Annotated in this window: 18 protein-coding genes; 3 read left to right on the top strand and 15 right to left on the bottom strand. The window is 63.2% G+C overall.

Features of this window, described 5'->3' with window-relative positions; translation table 11 throughout:
• Window positions 1-265 precede the first annotated feature (265 nt).
• Genes NCR39_RS24520 through NCR39_RS24510 form a run of 3 tightly spaced genes read right to left on the bottom strand, consistent with a single transcriptional unit; the run spans window position 266 to window position 2,965 of the window.
• The gene (locus NCR39_RS24520) at window positions 266-1,126 is read right to left on the bottom strand and encodes an ABC transporter permease (protein WP_040053446.1); all 861 of its coding nucleotides are present in this window, start codon (window positions 1,124-1,126) and stop codon (window positions 266-268) included.
• A gap of 23 nt (window positions 1,127-1,149) precedes the next feature.
• Entirely contained in the window at window positions 1,150-1,938 is a 789-nt protein-coding gene (locus NCR39_RS24515; protein ID WP_250455161.1) for an ABC transporter ATP-binding protein, read from the bottom strand.
• 10 nt (window positions 1,939-1,948) lie between these two features.
• Window positions 1,949-2,965: an ABC transporter substrate-binding protein gene (locus tag NCR39_RS24510; protein WP_250454678.1), complete on the bottom strand. Its 1,017-nt coding sequence runs from the start codon at window positions 2,963-2,965 to the stop codon at window positions 1,949-1,951.
• Window positions 2,966-3,131: 166 nt separating this feature from the next.
• On the opposite strand from NCR39_RS24510, the gene NCR39_RS24505 reads away from it, so the two are divergent.
• Both NCR39_RS24505 and NCR39_RS24500 read left to right on the top strand, forming a co-directional pair.
• Window positions 3,132-3,809, top strand: a complete 678-nt coding sequence (locus tag NCR39_RS24505) for a response regulator (RefSeq protein ID WP_250454677.1) — start codon at window positions 3,132-3,134, stop codon at window positions 3,807-3,809.
• On the top strand, window positions 3,799-5,175 hold the full coding sequence (locus NCR39_RS24500; protein WP_250454676.1) for a sensor histidine kinase: 1,377 nt from the start codon (window positions 3,799-3,801) through the stop codon (window positions 5,173-5,175). Before NCR39_RS24505 ends, NCR39_RS24500 begins: the two co-directional genes overlap by 11 nt.
• 44 nt (window positions 5,176-5,219) lie before the next feature.
• On the opposite strand, the gene NCR39_RS24495 is transcribed toward NCR39_RS24500, so the two are convergent.
• The 8 genes from NCR39_RS24495 to NCR39_RS24460 form a co-directional block, all read right to left on the bottom strand.
• Window positions 5,220-5,975: a COG4705 family protein gene (locus tag NCR39_RS24495; protein ID WP_250454675.1), complete on the bottom strand. Its 756-nt coding sequence runs from the start codon at window positions 5,973-5,975 to the stop codon at window positions 5,220-5,222.
• 247 nt (window positions 5,976-6,222) lie between these two features.
• A complete protein-coding gene (locus NCR39_RS24490; protein WP_250455159.1) occupies window positions 6,223-7,842 on the bottom strand; it encodes an alkaline phosphatase family protein in 1,620 nt (539 codons plus the stop codon).
• Between the two features lie 280 nt (window positions 7,843-8,122).
• Window positions 8,123-8,461: a DUF4087 domain-containing protein gene (locus tag NCR39_RS24485; protein ID WP_250454674.1), complete on the bottom strand. Its 339-nt coding sequence runs from the start codon at window positions 8,459-8,461 to the stop codon at window positions 8,123-8,125.
• Window positions 8,462-8,557: 96 nt separating this feature from the next.
• Window positions 8,558-9,247, bottom strand: a complete 690-nt coding sequence (locus tag NCR39_RS24480) for a hypothetical protein (protein ID WP_250454673.1) — start codon at window positions 9,245-9,247, stop codon at window positions 8,558-8,560.
• A 26-nt stretch (window positions 9,248-9,273) separates the two neighbouring features.
• Window positions 9,274-11,289 carry a hypothetical protein gene (locus NCR39_RS24475; protein ID WP_250454672.1) on the bottom strand — a complete coding sequence of 672 codons (2,016 nt, stop codon included), beginning with the start codon at window positions 11,287-11,289 and terminating at the stop codon, window positions 9,274-9,276.
• Window positions 11,290-11,296: 7 nt separating this feature from the next.
• Window positions 11,297-12,934 carry a hypothetical protein gene (locus NCR39_RS24470; RefSeq protein WP_250454671.1) on the bottom strand — a complete coding sequence of 546 codons (1,638 nt, stop codon included), beginning with the start codon at window positions 12,932-12,934 and terminating at the stop codon, window positions 11,297-11,299.
• Between the two features lie 18 nt (window positions 12,935-12,952).
• Window positions 12,953-13,450: a hypothetical protein gene (locus tag NCR39_RS24465; protein ID WP_250454670.1), complete on the bottom strand. Its 498-nt coding sequence runs from the start codon at window positions 13,448-13,450 to the stop codon at window positions 12,953-12,955.
• A gap of 413 nt (window positions 13,451-13,863) precedes the next feature.
• The gene (locus NCR39_RS24460) at window positions 13,864-14,256 is read right to left on the bottom strand and encodes a RidA family protein (RefSeq protein WP_250454669.1); all 393 of its coding nucleotides are present in this window, start codon (window positions 14,254-14,256) and stop codon (window positions 13,864-13,866) included.
• A 240-nt stretch (window positions 14,257-14,496) separates the two neighbouring features.
• On the opposite strand from NCR39_RS24460, the gene NCR39_RS24455 reads away from it, so the two are divergent.
• The gene (locus NCR39_RS24455) at window positions 14,497-15,078 is read left to right on the top strand and encodes a flavin reductase family protein (protein WP_250454668.1); all 582 of its coding nucleotides are present in this window, start codon (window positions 14,497-14,499) and stop codon (window positions 15,076-15,078) included.
• A 179-nt stretch (window positions 15,079-15,257) separates the two neighbouring features.
• Here NCR39_RS24455 and NCR39_RS24450 read toward each other — a convergent pair whose 3' ends face one another.
• From NCR39_RS24450 to NCR39_RS24435, 4 genes are read right to left on the bottom strand one after another with little or no spacing between them, the layout of a single operon-like run.
• Complete coding sequence (locus NCR39_RS24450) at window positions 15,258-16,049, bottom strand: ABC transporter substrate-binding protein (RefSeq protein ID WP_250454667.1); 792 nt, start codon at window positions 16,047-16,049, stop codon at window positions 15,258-15,260.
• A 44-nt stretch (window positions 16,050-16,093) separates the two neighbouring features.
• A complete protein-coding gene (locus NCR39_RS24445; RefSeq protein ID WP_250454666.1) occupies window positions 16,094-17,539 on the bottom strand; it encodes an NAD(P)/FAD-dependent oxidoreductase in 1,446 nt (481 codons plus the stop codon).
• Window positions 17,536-17,847 (bottom strand): (2Fe-2S)-binding protein, encoded by a 312-nt coding sequence (locus NCR39_RS24440; protein ID WP_502800276.1) that lies wholly within the window; start codon window positions 17,845-17,847, stop codon window positions 17,536-17,538. Before NCR39_RS24440 ends, NCR39_RS24445 begins: the two co-directional genes overlap by 4 nt.
• A complete protein-coding gene (locus tag NCR39_RS24435; protein WP_250454665.1) occupies window positions 17,831-18,976 on the bottom strand; it encodes an NAD(P)/FAD-dependent oxidoreductase in 1,146 nt (381 codons plus the stop codon). Before NCR39_RS24435 ends, NCR39_RS24440 begins: the two co-directional genes overlap by 17 nt.
• Window positions 18,977-19,030: the final 54 nt, after the last annotated feature.

Raw genomic sequence — 19,030 nt, 5'->3', positions numbered from 1 at the left:
GTCGCCGTCAACCCTTTGGTGTTCGTTAGCGACACTTTCTTTTTCGTCGTGAAAACGGAATGAATCGCGTTTGGAATTTACGGGCGAGTCGCGTTAGGCAATCGAAGGGAAGGGCGAGTAGTTACAGACTTGCGAATGCATTTAAATATATGGGATCCTAACAAAAGGATACTAGTCGCAAGAGGTCGTGCATATCGAGTAGGTTTCAACAAAAAAAGCCCCACGCAGCCGCGTGGGGTTTTTTCTTGAACGCACGAACGAGCGATCAACTCACTGTGGGCCGCCATTTCAACAAGCGGTGCTCGACCGCCGTGAGCAGATAATCCGCCGCAAGCGCGACCACGGCCAGCACGATCATCGCCGCGAACACGCCGCTCGCATTGAACGCGCCTTGCGCCGTCGAGATCAAGAGGCCGATGCCCTGTTTCGAGCCGAGAAACTCGCCGACCACCGCGCCGACCAGCGCAAAGCCGAAGCTTACGTGCAGGCTCGCGAGAATCCACGAGAGCGCCGACGGAATCACCACCGAGGTCGTCACCTGCCGCCGTGACGCGCCGAGAATCTGCGCATTCGCGATCATGTAGCGATCCGCTTCACGCACGCCCTGGAACGCGTTCGCGAAGACGACGAAGAACACCATGACGACCGCGAGCGCGACCTTCGACGCCATGCCGAGACCGAGCGCAATCACGAACACCGAGCCGAGCACGACGCGCGGAATGGAGTTGGCGATCTTGATGTACAGGCTGAACACGTCGGACAGCAGCTTGTTGCGCCCGAGCACGATGCCGCAGAAGATGCCGCCCACCGAGCCGATCAGGAAGCCGAGAATCGTCTCTTCGAGCGTGACCCACACTTGCGTGAGCAGCGGGCCTTGCGAGGTGCCCTCGACGAACCATTCGACGATCTGTTCGAAGATCGCGGACGGCATCGAGAAGAAGAACGGGTCGATCCAGTGCAGCCGCGCGGACAATTCCCAGCCGCCGAGCACGAGCACGAGCACGGCGATGCGCAGTCCGATCACGAGCGCGTGGCGCTGCTTGATGCGCTTCTGCGCTTCACGTTCGACCTGCGCGAGCGCGGTCGGGTCGATGCCCGCGGGCATCGCTTGTTGAGGCGTGGACATAGTGATGTTCCTTTGGAGCGGGTTCAACCGATCTGCACTTCTTCGCGCAGGTCGTGCCAGATATCGCGCGAAATCTCGATGAAATGCGGGTGATAGCGGATTTCCGACGTGATGCGCGGACGCGGCAAGTCGATCTCGTAGACCTTCTTGAGCGTCGCGGGGCGCGCGGTCAGCACGAACACGCGGTCCGCGAGCGCAATCGCCTCTTCGAGATCGTGCGTGACGAACACGACCGATCCCGCATTCGCCGACCACAGTTGCAGCAGTTCGTCCTGCATCAGCGTGCGCGTTTGCATGTCGAGCGCGGAGAAGGGCTCGTCCATCAACAGGATTTCAGGCTTGTTGATGAACGTCTGCGCGAGCGCGACACGCTTTCGCATGCCGCCCGAGAGTTGATGCGGATAGTGCTTGCCGAACTTGTCGAGCCCGACGCGGCGCAGCCATTCGTTGGCTTCGTCGTAGGCGGCGGACTTCGACCGGCCGCGATACATGGGGCCGGCCGCGACGTTGTCGAGCACCGAGCGCCACGGAAACACGGCATCCGCCTGAAAGACGAAGCCGATGCGCGGATCGATGCCATCGACCGGCTGGCCCATCACGCGCACTTCGCCCGTCGTCGGCTTGAGCAGGCCGGTGATCATGCTGAGCGTCGTCGATTTCCCGCAGCCCGTCGGTCCGACGATCGCGACGAACTCGCCCTTCGCCACGGACATGCTGAAGTCGCGCAACGCGACGGTCGCCTTGCCGTCCGGCGAGATGAAGCGGCATGAAACGTGGCGCAGTTCGATGGCCGGTTGAGTGGTTTGATTCATCATTGAAGCCTCACTTGGACGCCGTCGCCGTGGCGGCCACGTAGTCGTTCGAATACGTGCGCGCGAGATCGATATGCTTGCCCTTCACCGAAGGATTGAACGCGGAGAGCACCTTCAGCACGGTGTCGGGACCATCGGCGGGCATCTTGCCGTCCTTCGTGAACATCGGCAGCGAGGCCTTCAGCGCGGCCACGTACAGGTCCTTGTTCTTCGCGTAATAGTCCTTCGGCATCTTCCCGGTGATCTCTTCGGCGCTATGCGTCGCGATGAAGTTGAGCGTCTTCGCGAACGCGTGCGAGAGCTTCGCGGCTTCCGTCTTGTGCGATTCGGCCCATGCGCGCTGCACGTAGAAGCTCGATGCGGGATACGTGCCGCCGAGCGCGGCGCGCGTGCCTTCGAGCGTGCGCATGTCGACGAGCACCTTGGCGTCGCCCGTCTTGAGGAGTTGCGAAACGGTCGGCTCGGTGGTCATGCCCGCGTCGATGCGCTCCTGCTTGATCGCCGCGATGAAGCTCGCATCCGCGCCCACCGGCAGCAGCGTGTATTCCTTCGACGTCACGCCCGAGCGTTGCGCGAGATATTGCGTGAGAAAGCTCGTCGATGAACCGAGGCCCGTCACGCCGAGCGTCTTGCCTTTGACATCGGCCATGCTCTTGATCTTGTCGGCCTGCTTCGTCGAGACCATTTCGACTTCGCCCGGCACCTGACCGAAGATCACGAGCGCCTGCACTTCCTTGCCCTTGCTTTGCAGGTCGATGGTGTGATCGTAAAAGCCGACGACGCCTTGCACCGCGCCCGCGAGCAACTCGTTCTCGGCATCGACGCCTGCGGGTTGCGAGAGAATTTCGACGTCGAGCCCTTCGTCCTTGAAGTAGCCGAGCTGCTCGGTCAGCTTCGCGGGCAGATAGATGATCTTGGTGGCGCCGCCGACCATGATGGAAATCTTTTCGGCGTGCGCGGACACGGACGCCGCCGCGAGTGCGAAGGTGATGCCGGACAAGACAGCGATCTGGCGAAGGGTACGCATCTGAAGTCTCCTTGTGTGTGGGCCGCGACGAAGTGCGACCCGCTTTTCGATTGTGTGCGGCGATTATAGGAACGCGAAACCTTCTGCCAGCTTTCTGCGGCGATGCCAAAACATGGGTGTTAACCCGATGCGTTCATTGCGCGAGACACCTCTACAATCGCGCACCATGAAGCTGCTTCTCGTCGAAGACAATCCGACACTGTCCCTCTGGCTCGCGAAGATGCTGGAACAGGACGCGTTCGTGCTCGAAGCCGTGCAGGACGGCGAATCCGCCGATCAACTGCTGCTTACGAATCAATACGATGTCGTGCTGCTCGATTTGAATCTCCCGCGTCTATCGGGCAAGAACGTACTGCGCCGCATGCGCCAGCGCGGCGATGCGACGCCGGTGATGATCCTGACCGCGAGCGGTTCCATCGACGAGAAAGTGGAGTTGCTCGGCGCGGGCGCGGACGATTATCTGGTGAAGCCGTTCGAAGTCCGCGAACTCGTGGCGCGCGTGAAGGTGATGATCCGGCGTCGCTCGTCATCGACGGCGAACGAAGTCGCGTGCGGCGATCTCGTCTTCGATATCGACACGCGCCAGTTCACGCTCAAGAGCGCACCGCTCAACGTGACGCCGCGCGAACGCAGCGTGCTCGAAGCGCTCATTCTGCGTCTTGGCAAGACGGTCTCGAAGGCATCGCTACTGGATGCGATCTTCTCGCATGAAGATCAGCCGAGCGAGGACGCGGTCGAAATCTACGTGTCGCGGCTGCGCAAGAAGCTCGATGGCAGTTCGGCCGCGATCGTCACGCTGCGTGGGCTCGGCTATCTGCTGCGCAAGAAGGACGATGACCAATAGCTTGCGCATTCGCCTGTTGTGGTGGCTGCTCGTGCCGCTCGCGATCTACGTGTTCGTGACCGGCAAGGCCGCGTACGACAACGCCCGTCACACCGCCGATCTCGTGCAGGAAAACACGCTGCTCGCTTCGGCGCGGATGATCGCGGGCGAAGTAGAGTGGTCCGATGGCCGCCTGCTCGTCGACATTCCGCCTGCCGCGCTCGAAGTGTTCGCATCGCCGCAAGGCGATCAGGTGTTCTACAACGTCAGCGTCGACGATGGCCGTCTGCTCGCGGGCGCACCCGACTTTCCGACGCGCAAGACATCGGCGGGCCACGATTCACCCGTCTTTTACGACGCCGCGATACACGGCAAGCCGATCCGCGCGGTCGGCATGGTGCGCCAGATGTACGACAACGGCGCGATCCGCAGCGTGCTCGTTTCTATCGGCAAGACGCAGGCTTCGCGCGATGCGATGCTCCGCGAAATCTGGCGTCCGCAACTCGTGCGGCAGATCGAGATGGTGCTGCTTGCCGTGGCGCTGACGTGCATCGGCCTCACGTTCGAATTGCGGCCGCTCCTGAAGGTGAAGGAAGAGGTGATGGATCGCGATCCGATGCAGCTCGAACCCTTGCGCGTCGAGCGAATGCATACGGAGTTGCGGCCCATTGTCGAGGCGATCAATCAGTGCATCGCGCGCCTCGGGCTTCAGGTGGCGGCGCAACGGCGCTTTATCGCGGATGCCGCGCATCAGTTGCGCACGCCGCTCACGCTGCTGGAAACGCAACTGCAATTCGCGCGGCAGCATCGCGAGATGGAGCCGACGCTTTCGGAAGCGCTCGCGGCCATGCAACGCAGCAACCGGTCGATGGTCGGCCTGACCAACAAGCTGTTGCTGCTCGCGCAGGCGGAAGCCGCGGACTATACGCAGCTCGCGAGGCAGAAGGTCGATCTCGCTGCGATTGCGCAGGACGTGATAGAAGATCTCGCGATGTTCGCGCAGAAGCACGACATCAATCTCGGCGCGGAGCTGGCCGAATCGGCGTGGATGATCGGGCATCAGGGATTGCTGTCGGCGCTCGTTCATAACGTGACCGAGAATGCGATTCGCTATACGCAAGCGGGCGGACACGTGACCGTCGCGGTGGCGCGCGACGAAACGCGCGTGACGCTCACCGTCACCGACGACGGCCCCGGCATTCCCGCCGAAGCGCGCAGCCGCGTGTTCGAGCCGTTCTATCGCGCATCCGCGGATACGGAAGGGACCGGGCTCGGGCTCGCGATCGCGAAGGAGATCGTGCAGGCGCATCGCGGGGAGATTGCGCTTACGCATCGCGAGCAGCCGATGCGCGGGGTCATCGTCACGGCGACGTTTGGGGCCTTATAGAGCGAAGAGAGTGTGACGCGCGGGGCACGATGCGTGTGAACCCTTCAATGCATGGCCGAAGCCGGACGCTGCCTGAACATCAGCATGCAGATGAGCATGAACGTCACCAGCGCGAGCGATGCCCCATAACGGCTCAAATCGAGTCCGCCTTGCGCGATGGGTTTATCGAGGAAGTCGCCGAGCACCGCGCCAAGCGGTCGCGTCAGAATGAACGCGCTCCAGAACAGGAACGTGCGTGAGATGCGCGTCGCGAAGTAGGCAATCGCGATCAGCGCGAGCAAGCCGCCGAAGATCAGCGCGGCGCCCGTGTAGCCGAGGCCCGCGGTATCGGCGGTCCAGTCGCCGAGTGCCGTGCCGAGCGTCTGCGAGAACATGATGGTCACCCAGTAGAAGATCTCGGCGCGCGGCGATGAAACGGTCGTCACCGATACCGAACCCATCATGCTGTACCAGACGCCGAGTGAAATCAGCAGCAACGCGAGCAGGATCGCACTGCCGCCTGCGTAGCCGATCCCGAGCGAGCGATCGGCGAAGTCCGCCATCGTGGTGCCGACGGTCGTCGTCGCGACGATAGTGAGCCAGTAAAGCGCGGGATGAAACTTGCGGGCCTTCATCTGCGCGCTGACGGCGGCGATGAATATGATCGCGAAGATGATCGTGCTGATCAGATAGCCGAGCTTCATCGACATGGACACGGCGTCGCCCCCGGTTTCACCGAGCGTCGTGGCCGCGATCTTGATGAGCCAGAAGCCGAATGTGACTTCCGGAACCTTGACAGTGAGTGCGCTTCTTTCTTGCATGGGTGCTCCACTTAATAGAACGAGCGCAACAGCGGTTGCTGCTGCGCTCGTCATGGTGCTCAAAGTTTAGTCAACCATTGCTTAAGAAAGTCTTAGCGCGCCGGGCACTTGTTCAGTCACCTTTCATGCATGTTGAAATTTCCTGTCATCGGCGCGATGGCTAAGCACGTCTTGGCGATGCAACATACGAAGCCGCGCGATCTCGCCGCGACAGTGCTCTTTTCAGCCGATGATTCGCGTCGAGCGATCAGTCGCGGTCGTGGTCATGACCGCGATTGCCGTCGAGACCCGGCAGCGCTTGCGTGCCTTCGGCCACGACCGAGTGCAGACGCTTCGCATCCACGCCGAGCAGATCCAGCATCGTCGGCGCGACTTGCGTCGTCAGCACGCGATCGTTCACTGTGCCGCCCGCGTGCTTGCCGCCGGGCGCATACACCACGAGCGCGAGATGATTGTCGTCCGGTGCGTTGCCGCCGTGTTCCTCGTCCTTCGCCGTGCTCGACGTGTAGATGACGCCCGGATTCGGCTGCACGATGATATCGGGCGTACGGCCTTCACGCGGATCGCCGAACGCGGCCGTCATGCGCGGACCATAGAGCAGATACGCATACGGACCATCGGCGCAGATGCCGGGCGCGTTGCAGCTCAGATTGTCCTTCAGTGTCTTGACGACCTGCGCAAGCTGATGCTGATCGCGCAGCCAGATAAGCCCGACATCGTCCGTTTGCGCGAAGCCGGTATTGACGAGCCCGGTGCCGTCGTTCAGATTGCCGCTCTTCGTCGCGTTCTGGCCGTAGTTGCCGTTCGGATCGAGATAATTGTTCGTCTGAAGCAGCTTGGAAAGCGTGTCGCCGTTCTTGACGAGCTTGCTGTGATCCGTCGGCGACTGACCATGCTTGGACGTCACGACGATCGCCGTCGACTGATAGAGATTGCGCTGCTTCAATTCCGCGACGATGCGGCCGAGCGATGCATCGACATACTTGATGGCCGCGCTCACTTGCGTTCCCGGCGTGAAGCTCGCATCGAGATAGCCGCCGTTCTTCGCGACCGGCGCTTTCTGCGCCACGCTCAGCGTCTGGAAGTTCGCGCCGAAGAGCGTCGGCACAGCGGCCGATGCCGTGCCCGTGGAGTCCTTGCCATCGATCTGATTGATGAGCGCCTGCACATGCAGATCGTCGAATACTTCGGTGTGCGTATAGACATCGGTGTAGTCCGTCTGCGTCTTCGGATCGATGGAGTTGATCTCCGTGCGCATCAGATCGTCGACGCCCGCGCCCGATGGTCCGTTGAGCCAGTCATAACCCCATGCATGCTTGTCGGCCCATGCGGTGCGCGCGTTCGGCACGCCCGCCTTGACCGCTTCGAAAACGGTATTCGTCTTCACATAATCGTGCGGATACACCGGCTTGCACGCGCCATTGACCTTCGCATGCGGAATGGCCTGCGGATTGAACGCGCCGCCGCCATCGAGATGCGTGAGCGCGCCGCCATTCTTCGCATCGATGCCGGTGGTTTCATCGAACACCACGTTCCAGCCTTGCGCGCCGCTGCAATTGGAGTCGGACGGCGAGTAAAGCGTGCGGTCGTAGGACACGTCATAGAAGAGTCCGGCGGTCTTCGGCGAACCGCCCGTCACGAGCGCGGCGAGTCCCGGAAACGAATCCGACAGGCCGGGCGTATGCGCGTTCGTGTAAGTCGTGCCGTCCTTCGCCAGCAGCGCGATGTTGGGACACGTATTGGACGCGATGCATCGCGCCACGTCCTGCTCGTGCATGCCGTCGAAGCTGATGAGCATCACATGCCTGATCGCGTGGGCGTGACTGTTGTCGCGATCGTGACCGCGATGATCGTCGTCGCCTGCCATCGCATGCGACGCATGCAATGCAGCCACCGCGAGGATCGCGGCGGCGATGGGGCGTTGCGGGATTGCGCGCTTGTTCGTCTTCCTCATGCCTCGACTCCGTTTGCTGTTGATGAACGTCTTGCGGAAGTCGCTTACTGTGCTTTCCAAATGCGGCGAGTCGATGAACAAGGACTTTCAGTTGGCTTTTATTTCACGTTTTATTTTTTCTGATGCCAAGCCATTCTTAAGGATCTCATAAGGAATGTTGAGGAAGAGATTCGATGCGAGGCGCGGCCGCGTTTCAATTGGCCAGGTGATACCGCGCCTTGAACGCCTGAGTGAGTTTCTTGTCTGCATCGCAGACTTTCATCGGCTTCAGCTTGCCGCCCGTCACGCTGGTGAACGCGTGCGTCTGCGTGTCGGTCGTGCCGGTGACGCAGCCGCATTGTTCGCCGCGATTCGTAGGAGGCATGTTGTCGGGCACGCCGTTCTGGTCGAGCGTCCAGGCGGCGTCGCGATCGTCCAGCGTCAGTTCGCCGCCGGGCAGCGTGTTGGTGATGATCCCGCAGCGCGTCTCGGCGTGCGCGCTGATCGACAACGCCGAAAGAACGATGGCCGCCGCGAACGTGAATGGCTTCATGATGTCCTGCTATCGAATCGAATGGGTTTGGATGCTCGCGCGTGAACCCGGACGCATGCCGGACTCACGCATGATCGATGAATCGCCGATTGACGCTTACAGCGTTTCGACCGGCTTCTGATCTTCGGAAGCCGACTTCGGCAGCGCGGCGATCTTGCCCGTGCTCGACAGACGAATCAGACCTTCGCCGATCTTCGCGGTGCTGACCGCCTGCGCGCTCACGGACGTGGCGACATCCTTCAGTGCGGCGAGACGCGGGAGCAGCATCGGATTGGCGGCGACGCCGGTCACGAGCGCACGGCTTCCGTCGGCCAGTTGCTTGTCCTTCAGCACGCCCAGGAAGTAGGTGAATGCCGCGTTGCCGAATGCCTTCAACTGGTCCTTGTTCATCGCGGCGAGCTTCTGTTGAATGTCGTTGCTCGCCAGCGCCTTCTGAACGGCGGTCGCTTCGTCTTCGCGAATCTTGTTGATGGCCGCGGCCTTCTCGGCCGGATCGGCGATCGCGTTTGCCGTTGCCAGTTCGGCTTCCTGCTTCGCGATGGCTTCCTTGCCTTCGATCGCGCGGAAGATATAGCGCGACGACGTGGCGATCATCATGTCGGCGTCCTGCGCGGTCTTGATGAAGAGATCGATGTCGGAGCCGGTCACCGTGCTCGCCGATGCACCGCCGCCCACAGCCGGAATCGCCGAGGTCAGATTGCCGAGACCGAAGGCGTTGGCTTGCGGCATCTGAATGGCGAGGCCGGTCACGATGAGCGCGCCGAGCAATGCGGAGTAGGTTTTCATGCGATGTGTTCCCGTGAGAGTTATTTCTAGTTGGTTTTAAGGAGGAGCTGCTTCATGACACCATCGAGACCCGAACGCGTGTCCGCGTCGAGATCCACGTTCTGTAGTTCGGCGATATTCGACTTGTCGGTCGAGGCCGGATACGCGTTCGTCGTGAATCCATGTTCGAGAATCGCCTGACCCGCGACCGTATCGCCCGCTTTCTGACGGTACGCGAGACGCACGTTGTAGACGGTCGCGCATGCGCCGCTTTCGCAATGCTGATCTTTCTGATCGATGCGGTTCAGCGCCTGAAGGCAGCGGTCATAGACGGCCGGCTTGAGTTCGAGCGTCGTCGAGAAACCGGTCGTGCCGTTCACGCGTGCCTTGACGAGCGCGGCGAGCGTGGGATCGACGAGCGTGATGGGCGCGCGCGTCGCGCTTGCATACGCGAGCTGGTTGAAGCGATCGAGCGTGACCGAGCCGATCTGATTCTTGTCCGACGGACAGAACGCCAGCCGCTGCGCGCTCGCCGATGCATTCGCAATGCCGTCGAGCAGCACGACATCGCCACGCGAAGGACGCGGCGGATCGCCCGCGACGGCCAGGTCCGTGGCCGCGACGACGGTATTGCCGTTGCGGCTCACGACGCGCGCTTCCCACGTCGGCACGAGCACGTGTTCGGTGATGTTGCCCGGACGGCCCGCGTCGTGCGACACCTGGAAGCTGTCGCCGGGCTGCAGGTTCATGCCGGGATCGTCGACTTGAAACGTATCGGACGATGCATCGGTCACGTTCAGTGTCACCGGCTTGAAGCGCACCTCCTTGGCGAAGCGGTCGGCGAGATCGCTGAGCGCATTCTTTAGGATGACTTCCTTTCTGTCCGCGACGTTGAAGCCGGACTGATTGGTCACGGTATCGTCGATGCGCTGATCAACGTCCGCTGCATACAGCACGCGTCCGTCCTTCGATACGAGTTCCGCGAAGGCCCACGCCTGATAGTGCTGCTGGGTCTTGTAGGCGAGATTGGTCGCGAGCGCATAGTGACGCGCGGGCGGCAACACCATGCGGATGAAGTAGTTCGGCAGCGCGCGTTTGCCGCTCACGTCATGACCGATTCCGGTATGACTGTCGATGGACGCCTGCACCTGACTGAAGTTCGCGTTGAGCGGCAGCGTGGCGAACGGCGCGTTGCTGCCGAGGCGGTCGGTGAAAAGCTGCGTGCTGACGGCATCGGACAGGTCGCTGTTGCCGTCGCTCACGATCGCCAGCACGCGCGGCTTGCGCACGTCGGAGAGCGCCATCGTGCCGGGGCGGCTGAACACCGTGCCGCTCGCGGGCTTGCCGAGCACCGGAACCGCGACCGCGTAGCTCTGCCCGGCGTAGACCACGCGCACTTCGGCGTCGCCGGCATCGAGCACGTCGCCCTTGCCGATGCCCGACTGCGATCCCTTGTCGAGCAGCGTGAAGCCGCGCCACGTATCCGCGACGGTGGCTTCGATCACGTACGGATTGAACTGGCTCGATGCCGCCGTCAGCGTGCTGTCGAGCAGCGCGGCGAAACCTGCGCGATACGCCGCGCTGACCTTTGCATCGAGATCGGCGCGTGAGAGCGATTGCTGCACGGTCATCACGTCATAGCGCGTCTGGCTGAACGACTGCAGCACTTCGCCCGTGACCGGATTGCTGAAGTACACGCTCAGCGTGATCGGCAAGTAGACGTCCGTCGTGCCGTCGCTCTTGTCGATCTGATAGCGCGACACGCGCGTCACCTGCACGGACAGCGCGAGCGTGCGCAGACGGTTCTTGCTGTCAATGGTCGGTTCGAGCGCGGAGAAATGCGCCTGCGCGCGTTGCTGAAGCATCTCGACCGTCTGCCCGATATCGAGCGATGCGCGAAAGCCGGGATCGATCTTGCTGCTCGCCGATGCGGTGCGTTCGGAGCCGGGCGCGGCATCGTCTAAGAAGATGCCGGGCACGACATACAGGCCGACCGATTGCGCGGCCTGCGCGTGCGGCACGCCTATTAAAGCGAGCGCGGCGATCAGTGCGGAGACTTTCATGCGCATGTCAGTGCACCGCCTTCTTGCAACCGTTCATGCACAGCGTGATGACGTTGCCGTCCACGGCGGAATCGAGGCTCGCGAACTGCGGGTTGGTGCCGAGCGCCATGGCGATCGCCTGATCGAGCGGATCGCTGCCGCGATACGTCGCGATCATTTCCACCTGACCGGCGCCGGCCTGACGCTGCGTGGCCTTGTCGAGTCCCGGCACCGACTTCAGCGCCTGGCCGAATGCCGTGCGCGTCATGAGCGGAAGATTGTCGCCCGTGAGACGGATCGTGTATTCGGCGCCGTACATCGTGCGCTTCTTGACGAACTCCTGAATGCGCTTGCCGACCTGATTGCCGAGGCTGCCCGCGAGCTTGACGGCGAGACGCGCGCGGCAATCGTCCGGCGATGCGCCGATCGCGGCTTCCGATTGCGTGGCCGAGCCGATGTCTTCGCCGGTCTTGGTCGAGAAGGTCTTCGTGCTGGCGACGCCCGTGCACGACTCCTGGCCCGAGCTTTTATCGACGCCGAGATCGTAGATCACCGACGAGCCGATCATCAGATAGTCGGCGGTCGCGTCCTTGCGCGCATAGTCGACGTACTTCGTCAGTTCCGCGCCGTTCTCCAACTGATCCAGCGTGATGGCGCGGTCGCCGAAGTAGCGGCTCTTGAAGATCGCGTTGTCGAGCACCTTGATGTCGAGATCGCCGAGCTGGCCTTTCAGCTCGTTATACGTGTAGTTCTTGCGGTCGGGTCCGGTGTTCTGCGGCTGGTACTTCACGAGCTTGCGGAAGTACGTGTTGTCGTGATCTTCGGCGTTCACGTTATGCGCGTAAGCCGAATTCGACGATGACGCCGCCGCGACCCGGCTGCTCGCCGCAGCGGCCACCTGACGCGACGCGGCGCCCGCCGCCTGATGACTGTTCTGGCTCGACGCATCGAGCCGTCCCGAGCCGCTCGCGGACATCGCCGCCGCGTTCCCGTAACTGTCTTGCGCGGCGCCCGCGACGTTCGCGTTGTACGCGGCGTTCACGCGATTGGCCGACTTGTCGTTGACGGCGAACGCGACCTGTTCCTTCGACGCGTAAGCGGCATCGCTGCTCGCCGCATAAGCGGCATGCTTCGAACTCGACGCGGCTTCCTTCTCGTTGTAATGCGAGCCTTCCTCGTGGCGGAATTCGGTGAGTTCCTCGAGCGGGGCGTGAAGGTTGGTCGGCGTCGTGAAGAACTCGTCCATCATCACGAGGATCGGCTGGCTGCGCGTGGCGTTCGTGTTCAGCGCAAGACCGAGATCGCTGATCTCGCTGCGCAGCGCCTTGTCGTCCATGCGAAGCGTCACCTTGACCTGATACTGGCCGTCGGCGGAACTGGGCGTGACGTCATAGAACGCTTCGTCGCCGATCTGCACGACGAGGTCGTCGAGCTTCGCCTGCACGTCGGCATTGCGGCTCGTTCCCGCGCCGACGACCTTGTCGAGTGCGGACAGCACCGCGTTGCGCTTCGCCTGACGCAGGGCCACGGTACGCACGGAGTTGACGTCGCCCGTGATCGCGGCGGAACCGACGCCGCGCGCCTCGATATCGAGCGCGTGAGCGCAGGGCGCGATGACGAGCGCCGCGACCGCGACGCTCAGCAGTTTCTGTTTGAAGAAAGTCATGTCGTTGCGTGTGATGGATTATTTGTCGTTCGGAAGCGAGACGGACACGTCGCCGGCACGCACCACCGTGCCCGTCGACGTTTCGACGATCGAGGTATCGCCGGCCTTCGCGAGCGGGCGCATGAGCCCGAAGCGCATGAGCAGCGCTTCGTATTCGCTCGATGAACGAAGCGGATCGAGATAGGAATCGGCATCGAGGCGCGTGATGTCGCGCATGCCGCGGTTCATTGCGCTTTCGAGCGCCGCCAGCGCGTCGATGCGATTGCCCACTGCCGAACGCGCATCGGCGGCGATCATCCAGGCATCGACATCGTTCGGATTGGAGGCAGTGAGTTTGTCTGCGAGCGACGCCGCCTGACCGAAGTTTTTATGGTCCAGCTCTGTGCGCACCGTGGCGACGGTCACCGGAACATCGCCTTCACGCGTGGACAGGCTTTTCTCGCTGTCCTTGCACGCCGACACGCCGAGCGTGAGGGCGAGCAGAAGCGGCGCAACATGAATGCTGCGAAACTGCATGGGTTGGTCTCCCCGTACTGGAAAATCGTGCTGCACCTGAGGTGCTTTTGTTCGTGTGCTCGTGACTACAGCCGGCCCTCGTAGGAGCTTAAAATCATTTTGGATATCTAATTAAATTGAAAGCTTTCTCTCAGTGAAATGACTGGACCCCGCCCAGCATCACGACTTACTGATTCAGCCTCTCACCCGTACGCTCATGCGATATTTATCTTTTTGAGTTGGATCAGAGCATATCATGTGCTTATCAATTCGATAAGAATCGTCTGAAGTTTTTTCGCGCGTTTTTACAGAGATTTGAAAGATGGTCGCGATAGGCGGCTCGCCGGATAAAAAACCCTAAAGTCGGCGCGAATGCTGCCGTTAATAACCGCCTTCGATCATCGAGTGAGTCGCGATGATGCGCGCTCCATCGCTCAGAGCGCTGCCACGCAGTCGATTTCGATGTCGAAACGCCCGGGCCATGCCGGCACGTTGATGAAGATGCGGGCAGGCGGCTCCGGCCCGAAGAAGCGCGCATAAATCTCGTTGACGACCGGAAACAGTTCGACCGATGTGCAATAGACATTGCACTTGAGCACCTGATCCAGCGACGATCCCGCCGTCTCGACGCACAGCTTCAGTTGCTCCAGCACGCGTTGCGTCTGCTGTTCGATGGGTGCATCGAGCACTTCGCCGGTCGCCGGATCGAAAGGCGGAAGGCCGGACACGTAGAGCGTGTCGCCGTGACGCGTGGCAACGGAGGTCGGCGCCTTCCAGCGCTCGAGCCAGGTGGACAGCGGTTCCACACGGATGATTTCGCGAGCCATCTGCTTCTCCTTGAATGCAAGACGTTTCTGCTGGCATGCAAAATACCAACGGCTGCGGCCGCGCGCCTGATATGTCGTCTGCTCTTGCGCCGCAACATCCGACAGCCACCGCGCGCGCATCCGATTGATTCTCCGCGAAATCGAAAGCGCGCGCATTCGCCGAGCCCTTGGCGGCGCAACGTGCTGCGGACCGATAACGCCTACAATCTCGCGTCTCCTGGCCCAAACGGATTTCCGCCCATGTCCCGATTCGTCCCCGTCGCGCTCGAACACGCGAGCCGCCTCGTCAACCATGGCCCGACCGTGCTCGTGACCAGCGCCCACGGCGAGCGCCGCAACGTGATGGCCGCCGCCTGGTCGATGCCCGTCGAATTCACGCCGCCGCGCATCGCCATCGTGATCGACAAGAGCACGTACACGCGCGAACTGATCGCCGCGAGCGGAACGTTCGGCGTTTGTGTGCCGGGAGCGGCGGCGATCGACCTGACGTATGCGGTCGGCACGGCGAGCGGCCGTGACATCGACAAGTTCGATGCATTCGGTATTCAATCGACAAAAGGCCAAATGCTGGGCGTGCCGCTCATCGAGCGCGATTGCGCCGCGTGGCTCGAATGCCGGCTGATCAGCGAGCCGCATACGGAAGCCGCATACGACACGTGTTTCGCGGAAGTCGTCGCAGCGGCAGCGGATGCGCGCGTGTTTGCGAACGGCCACTGGAATATCGATGAATCGAATGCAGAATTACATACGATCCATCATTTGGGCGCGGGGAAATTCGCGCGGGCATCGGACGTGCGGCAGGCGAGGGCGCTGCCGCGTTGATCGACTGGTGATTCGTCGATGCCTTGTCGCCGGCCGGCATGGCGAAGATCGCCGAAGGTGATTCCGGCCTTGAGCGATGCGGTTGCCGTGCTGCGCGGCATCGCCCGCCGGCAGACTTCGAAGCGATCCGCGAACGCGTGCAAGGCCGGCCGCTGCCGGCGGCACCGCAAGTCTGAAACTTACTTGCCGTACATATCGAAGTCGAAGTATTTGGCTTCGATCTTGCGATACGTCCCGTCGCGCAAGATATCCGCGATGGCGCCGTTGAGCGCGTCGCGCAGATCGGCGTCCGACTTGCGCACGCCGGCGGCGTCGCCATCGCCCATGATCTTCGGGTCGTACACGACATCGCCCGCGAACGCGAAGCCCTTGCCCGCGGGCGTCGCGAGAAAGCCGAGCTTGCCTTGCACGGCATCCATGAGCACGGCATCGACGCGGCCTGCGGTGAGATCGCTGTAAGCCTGGTCGTAGCTCGGATACGCCACGACATCCACGCCTGCCGACGCCCACTTCTCGCGCGCGTACGTTTCCTGCACGGTGCCTTGCTCGACGGCCACGCGCTTGCCCGCGAGCTTCGACGCCTCGGGCAGCAGATGCGCGCTTTCCTTCGCGATGAGACGCGTCTGGTTGCGATACAGCCGGTCGGTGAAATCGATCTGCTGGCGGCGCTTCTCGTTTGCCGCCATCGACGAAAGAATCACGTCGAACTTGCGCGCCTGCAGGCCGGGAATGAGGCCGTCGAAACTGCTTTGCACCCACACGCACTTCGCCTTGAGCTTCGCGCACAGTGCATTGCCGAGGTCGATGTCGAAGCCCTGCACCGCGCCGTCTTTCGCGACGGATTCGAACGGCGGATAAGTCGGATCGACGCCGACGCGAATGGTGCTCCATTCCTTGGCGGACGCCATCGTGCTCGTCGCCATCAGGGCGAGGGCGGCGGCGGTCATCATCGTGTATGCGCGTATTTTCATGTGGGCTCCGTGGGTGTGGTCCGGGTTCGTCGTGGATTCGTTGTTCAGCTTGGAAATTCGCCGCGCGTGAAGCCGTCGTCGAGCGCGATGGATTCGGCGATCTCATCGACCGTGACGGGTTTGATCGGCGCGCGAATGCGGTAGTAGCCGACATCGCCGACCGAACGTTCCTGCACTTGCGCGATCAGTTCGCCGACCGTGGTGCCGCACCATCGGCCCTGACACGGACCCATGCCGCAGCGCGAAAACGCCTTCATCTGATTCGGCCCCTGACAGCCGAGCGCCGCGATCCGGCGTATCTCGCCCGCGCTGATCTCTTCGCAGCGGCAGACGGTCACGTCGTCATCGGGACGGCGCAGCGAAGCGGGCGGCGTGTAGAGCGCATCGAGCAGCGGGCGCACGGCAAGATGACGCTTCATCGCGCGCAACAGGGGACGGCTGCGTGCATCGCGCGATGGCGCATCGAGCGCGCCGAGTTCGCGTGCGATATCGAGCGCCGCAAGCGCGCCCGCGTGCGCCGCGGCCTTCGCACCGCCGATGCCCGCGCCGTCGCCCGCAATCCACACGCGCTCCACGCTGCTGCGCCCGCGCGCATCCGTGCGGGGACGCCAGCATGCCGACGATGCATCCCACGCATGTTCGCAACCGAGCGAGCGCGGCAGTTGCGTCGACGGAATGACGCCCTGATGCAGCAGCACGAGCGGCGTGTCGATAACGTGCTGCACGCCGCTCGCATCGACGAAGCGCACGCGTTCGGCGCGGGCATCGCCTTCGATCGACAACGCGCTCGCGCCGCGATGCACCGGAGTGCCGGCGCGCTTGACCGCGCGCATCATGCGCAGGCCCTTGAGCAGATAGTCCGCGCCGGCGAGCGCGGGCAACGCGTGCGGCAGGGCGGCGTGCCACGCGCCGCGCGGCGTCGTGTCGATAATGGCGCGCACGCGGCGACCCGCATTCAGCAATTGCGACGCGAAGAGCCACAAGAGCGGCCCGCTGCCCGCGAGCACCGCATCCTGTGATGGCGCGAGCCCCGACGACTTCAGCAGCGTTTGCGCCGCGCCCACGCCCATCACGCCGGGCAGCGTCCATCCGCGCACGGGCCACGGACGCTCCTGCGCGCCGGTCGCGACGAGCACCGCGCGCGCCGCCACTTCGAGCGTGCCGCCGTGGCCGTCGTGCGGCCTGCGCGTGAGCATCGCGATGACCTCGCGGTTTTCGAACGCGATCTGCCAGACCACGCATCGCGCGAGATGCTTCGCGCCGCTGCCATTGAAACGTTCGATGAGCGTCCGCCCCGCGAGATAGTCGTCGCCCAGCACGCGGACATCGGCGAGCGGCGACTGCGCGGCATCGCGATAAATCTGACCGCCTGGCCCTTCGCCTTCGTCCGCGACGACGACATCGAGGCCCGCGGCCCGCGCTTCGATCGCCGCCGACATGCCCGCCGGCCCCGCGCCGACGATCAGCAGGTCGCACTTCAGTTGCGTCATGCGAGCCTCGCCTTGCCCGTCATCGCGCGCACGCGCATGCCGTTGCGCACGCGCGTCATGCACGCCTGCTCGTTCGGCACGCCATCGACTTCGACGAGGCAGTCGAAGCACACGCCCATCATGCAGAACGGGCCGCGCTGCGCGCCGCTCACGGGCGTCGTGCGGCACGCGGCGGCGCCGCTTTCGAGCAGCGCGGCGGCGACCGAATAGTGCGGCGGCACTTGCCGCTCGACGCCGTCGATGTCGATGCGGATCGTGCGAGTCGTGCTGCCCGGCATGACGCCGAGGGATTCAAAGAGCGTGGGCATCGGTCGGATTCGAAAAACGTGTGGCGACGAAGGGATGGAGAATCGCGGGCTTGTCGCCGCCCGCGATCCACGGCGCGATGACGTCCGCATGCGCGGCGGCGAGCGTCACGCCGCTATGGCAGATGGCGATGAACGCGCCCGGATGCGCGCGCGATTCCTCGTAGACCGGCAGGCCGTCGGGCGTCATGATGCGCAGCGCGCCCCACGACCGCACGATGCGCGCATGCGCGAGCAGCGGAAACGCCGTGCGTGCGCGCCGCGCGATATCGGCCATCACGGCGCGCGTCTGGCCGTCGTCGAAGCCGACCTGTTCCGCCGAATCGCCGAGCAGCACCGAGCCTTCGGGCGTCTGACGCACGACGAGCGTCGGATAGTCGAGGAAGGGCGCGAGCCGCTCCGTCACCATGATCTGCCCGCGCAACGGCGTGATGGGCGCGTGCATGCCGACCATCGGCGCGAGCCGCCCGTTGTCGAGTCCCGCCGCGAGCACCACGCGTTCTGCTTCGAGCGTGCCGTTCGCCGTGTCGATCTCGAACCGGCCCGCATGCGGACGAATCTCGCGCACCTCGTTGCGCGGCAGATACGTGCCGCCGTGAAGTTGAAACGCCTGCTGCAGGGCGCGCAACGTGTAGAGCGGACTCGCGTGGCCGTCGTGCGGCGAGTAAAGCGCGCCCGCGAGCGCATCCGATGCAGACGGCACGCGCGCCTTCAACGCCTTCATGTCGAGCACGTCGTAGGTGAGCGAAGCGTCCTGCGCGTGGATCGATTCGAGCAGCCGGCGACCGGTCTCGAGTTGCTCCGCCGTCTCGCACAACTCGATGCCGCCGGGCCGCTCGAAGCCCGCATCGACGCCGGTTTCGCGCAGCAGTTGCGCGGCGAATGCGCTCCACCGTTCCGACGATTCGCGCGACCATTGCGCGTAGGGCAGGCATCGGCCGCCCTTGCCTTGCACCCAGACGAGCCCGAAATTGCCGCGTGCCGCGCGATGCGCCGAGTCCGCGCCGTCGCATACGGCCACGCGCTTGCCCGTGCGGGCGATGCCATACGCGATCGCCATGCCGACGAGCCCGCCGCCCGCGACGACGACATCGAAACGGCCTGCCTTGTTATGGGCCTGCTTGTGCTGCATCGAATGCTTTTCCTGCCTGTTTGATGAGTCCGGCAGCCACTTTGGGCGAGGCAA

The sequence above is a fragment of the Caballeronia sp. ATUFL_M2_KS44 genome, assembly GCF_023630965.1.
In the GTDB taxonomy this organism is placed as follows: Bacteria; Pseudomonadota; Gammaproteobacteria; order Burkholderiales; family Burkholderiaceae; genus Caballeronia; species Caballeronia concitans.
This window is presented reverse-complemented; position numbering and strand designations above follow the sequence as displayed.

Excerpts from the sequence above, each read along its gene's own strand:
- NCR39_RS24520 (WP_040053446.1), bottom strand. The coding sequence starts at position 1,126 with ATGTCCACGCCTCAACAAGCGATGCCCGCGGGCATCGACCCGACCGCG.
- NCR39_RS24515 (WP_250455161.1), bottom strand. The coding sequence starts at position 1,938 with ATGAATCAAACCACTCAACCGGCCATCGAACTGCGCCACGTTTCATGC.
- NCR39_RS24510 (WP_250454678.1), bottom strand. The coding sequence starts at position 2,965 with ATGCGTACCCTTCGCCAGATCGCTGTCTTGTCCGGCATCACCTTCGCA.
- NCR39_RS24505 (WP_250454677.1), top strand. The coding sequence starts at position 3,132 with ATGAAGCTGCTTCTCGTCGAAGACAATCCGACACTGTCCCTCTGGCTC.
- NCR39_RS24500 (WP_250454676.1), top strand. The coding sequence starts at position 3,799 with ATGACCAATAGCTTGCGCATTCGCCTGTTGTGGTGGCTGCTCGTGCCG.
- NCR39_RS24495 (WP_250454675.1), bottom strand. The coding sequence starts at position 5,975 with ATGCAAGAAAGAAGCGCACTCACTGTCAAGGTTCCGGAAGTCACATTC.
- NCR39_RS24490 (WP_250455159.1), bottom strand. The coding sequence starts at position 7,842 with ATGGCAGGCGACGACGATCATCGCGGTCACGATCGCGACAACAGTCAC.
- NCR39_RS24485 (WP_250454674.1), bottom strand. The coding sequence starts at position 8,461 with ATGAAGCCATTCACGTTCGCGGCGGCCATCGTTCTTTCGGCGTTGTCG.
- NCR39_RS24480 (WP_250454673.1), bottom strand. The coding sequence starts at position 9,247 with ATGAAAACCTACTCCGCATTGCTCGGCGCGCTCATCGTGACCGGCCTC.
- NCR39_RS24475 (WP_250454672.1), bottom strand. The coding sequence starts at position 11,289 with ATGAAAGTCTCCGCACTGATCGCCGCGCTCGCTTTAATAGGCGTGCCG.
- NCR39_RS24470 (WP_250454671.1), bottom strand. The coding sequence starts at position 12,934 with ATGACTTTCTTCAAACAGAAACTGCTGAGCGTCGCGGTCGCGGCGCTC.
- NCR39_RS24465 (WP_250454670.1), bottom strand. The coding sequence starts at position 13,450 with ATGCAGTTTCGCAGCATTCATGTTGCGCCGCTTCTGCTCGCCCTCACG.
- NCR39_RS24460 (WP_250454669.1), bottom strand. The coding sequence starts at position 14,256 with ATGGCTCGCGAAATCATCCGTGTGGAACCGCTGTCCACCTGGCTCGAG.
- NCR39_RS24455 (WP_250454668.1), top strand. The coding sequence starts at position 14,497 with ATGTCCCGATTCGTCCCCGTCGCGCTCGAACACGCGAGCCGCCTCGTC.
- NCR39_RS24450 (WP_250454667.1), bottom strand. The coding sequence starts at position 16,049 with ATGAAAATACGCGCATACACGATGATGACCGCCGCCGCCCTCGCCCTG.
- NCR39_RS24445 (WP_250454666.1), bottom strand. The coding sequence starts at position 17,539 with ATGACGCAACTGAAGTGCGACCTGCTGATCGTCGGCGCGGGGCCGGCG.
- NCR39_RS24440 (WP_502800276.1), bottom strand. The coding sequence starts at position 17,847 with ATGCCCACGCTCTTTGAATCCCTCGGCGTCATGCCGGGCAGCACGACT.
- NCR39_RS24435 (WP_250454665.1), bottom strand. The coding sequence starts at position 18,976 with ATGCAGCACAAGCAGGCCCATAACAAGGCAGGCCGTTTCGATGTCGTC.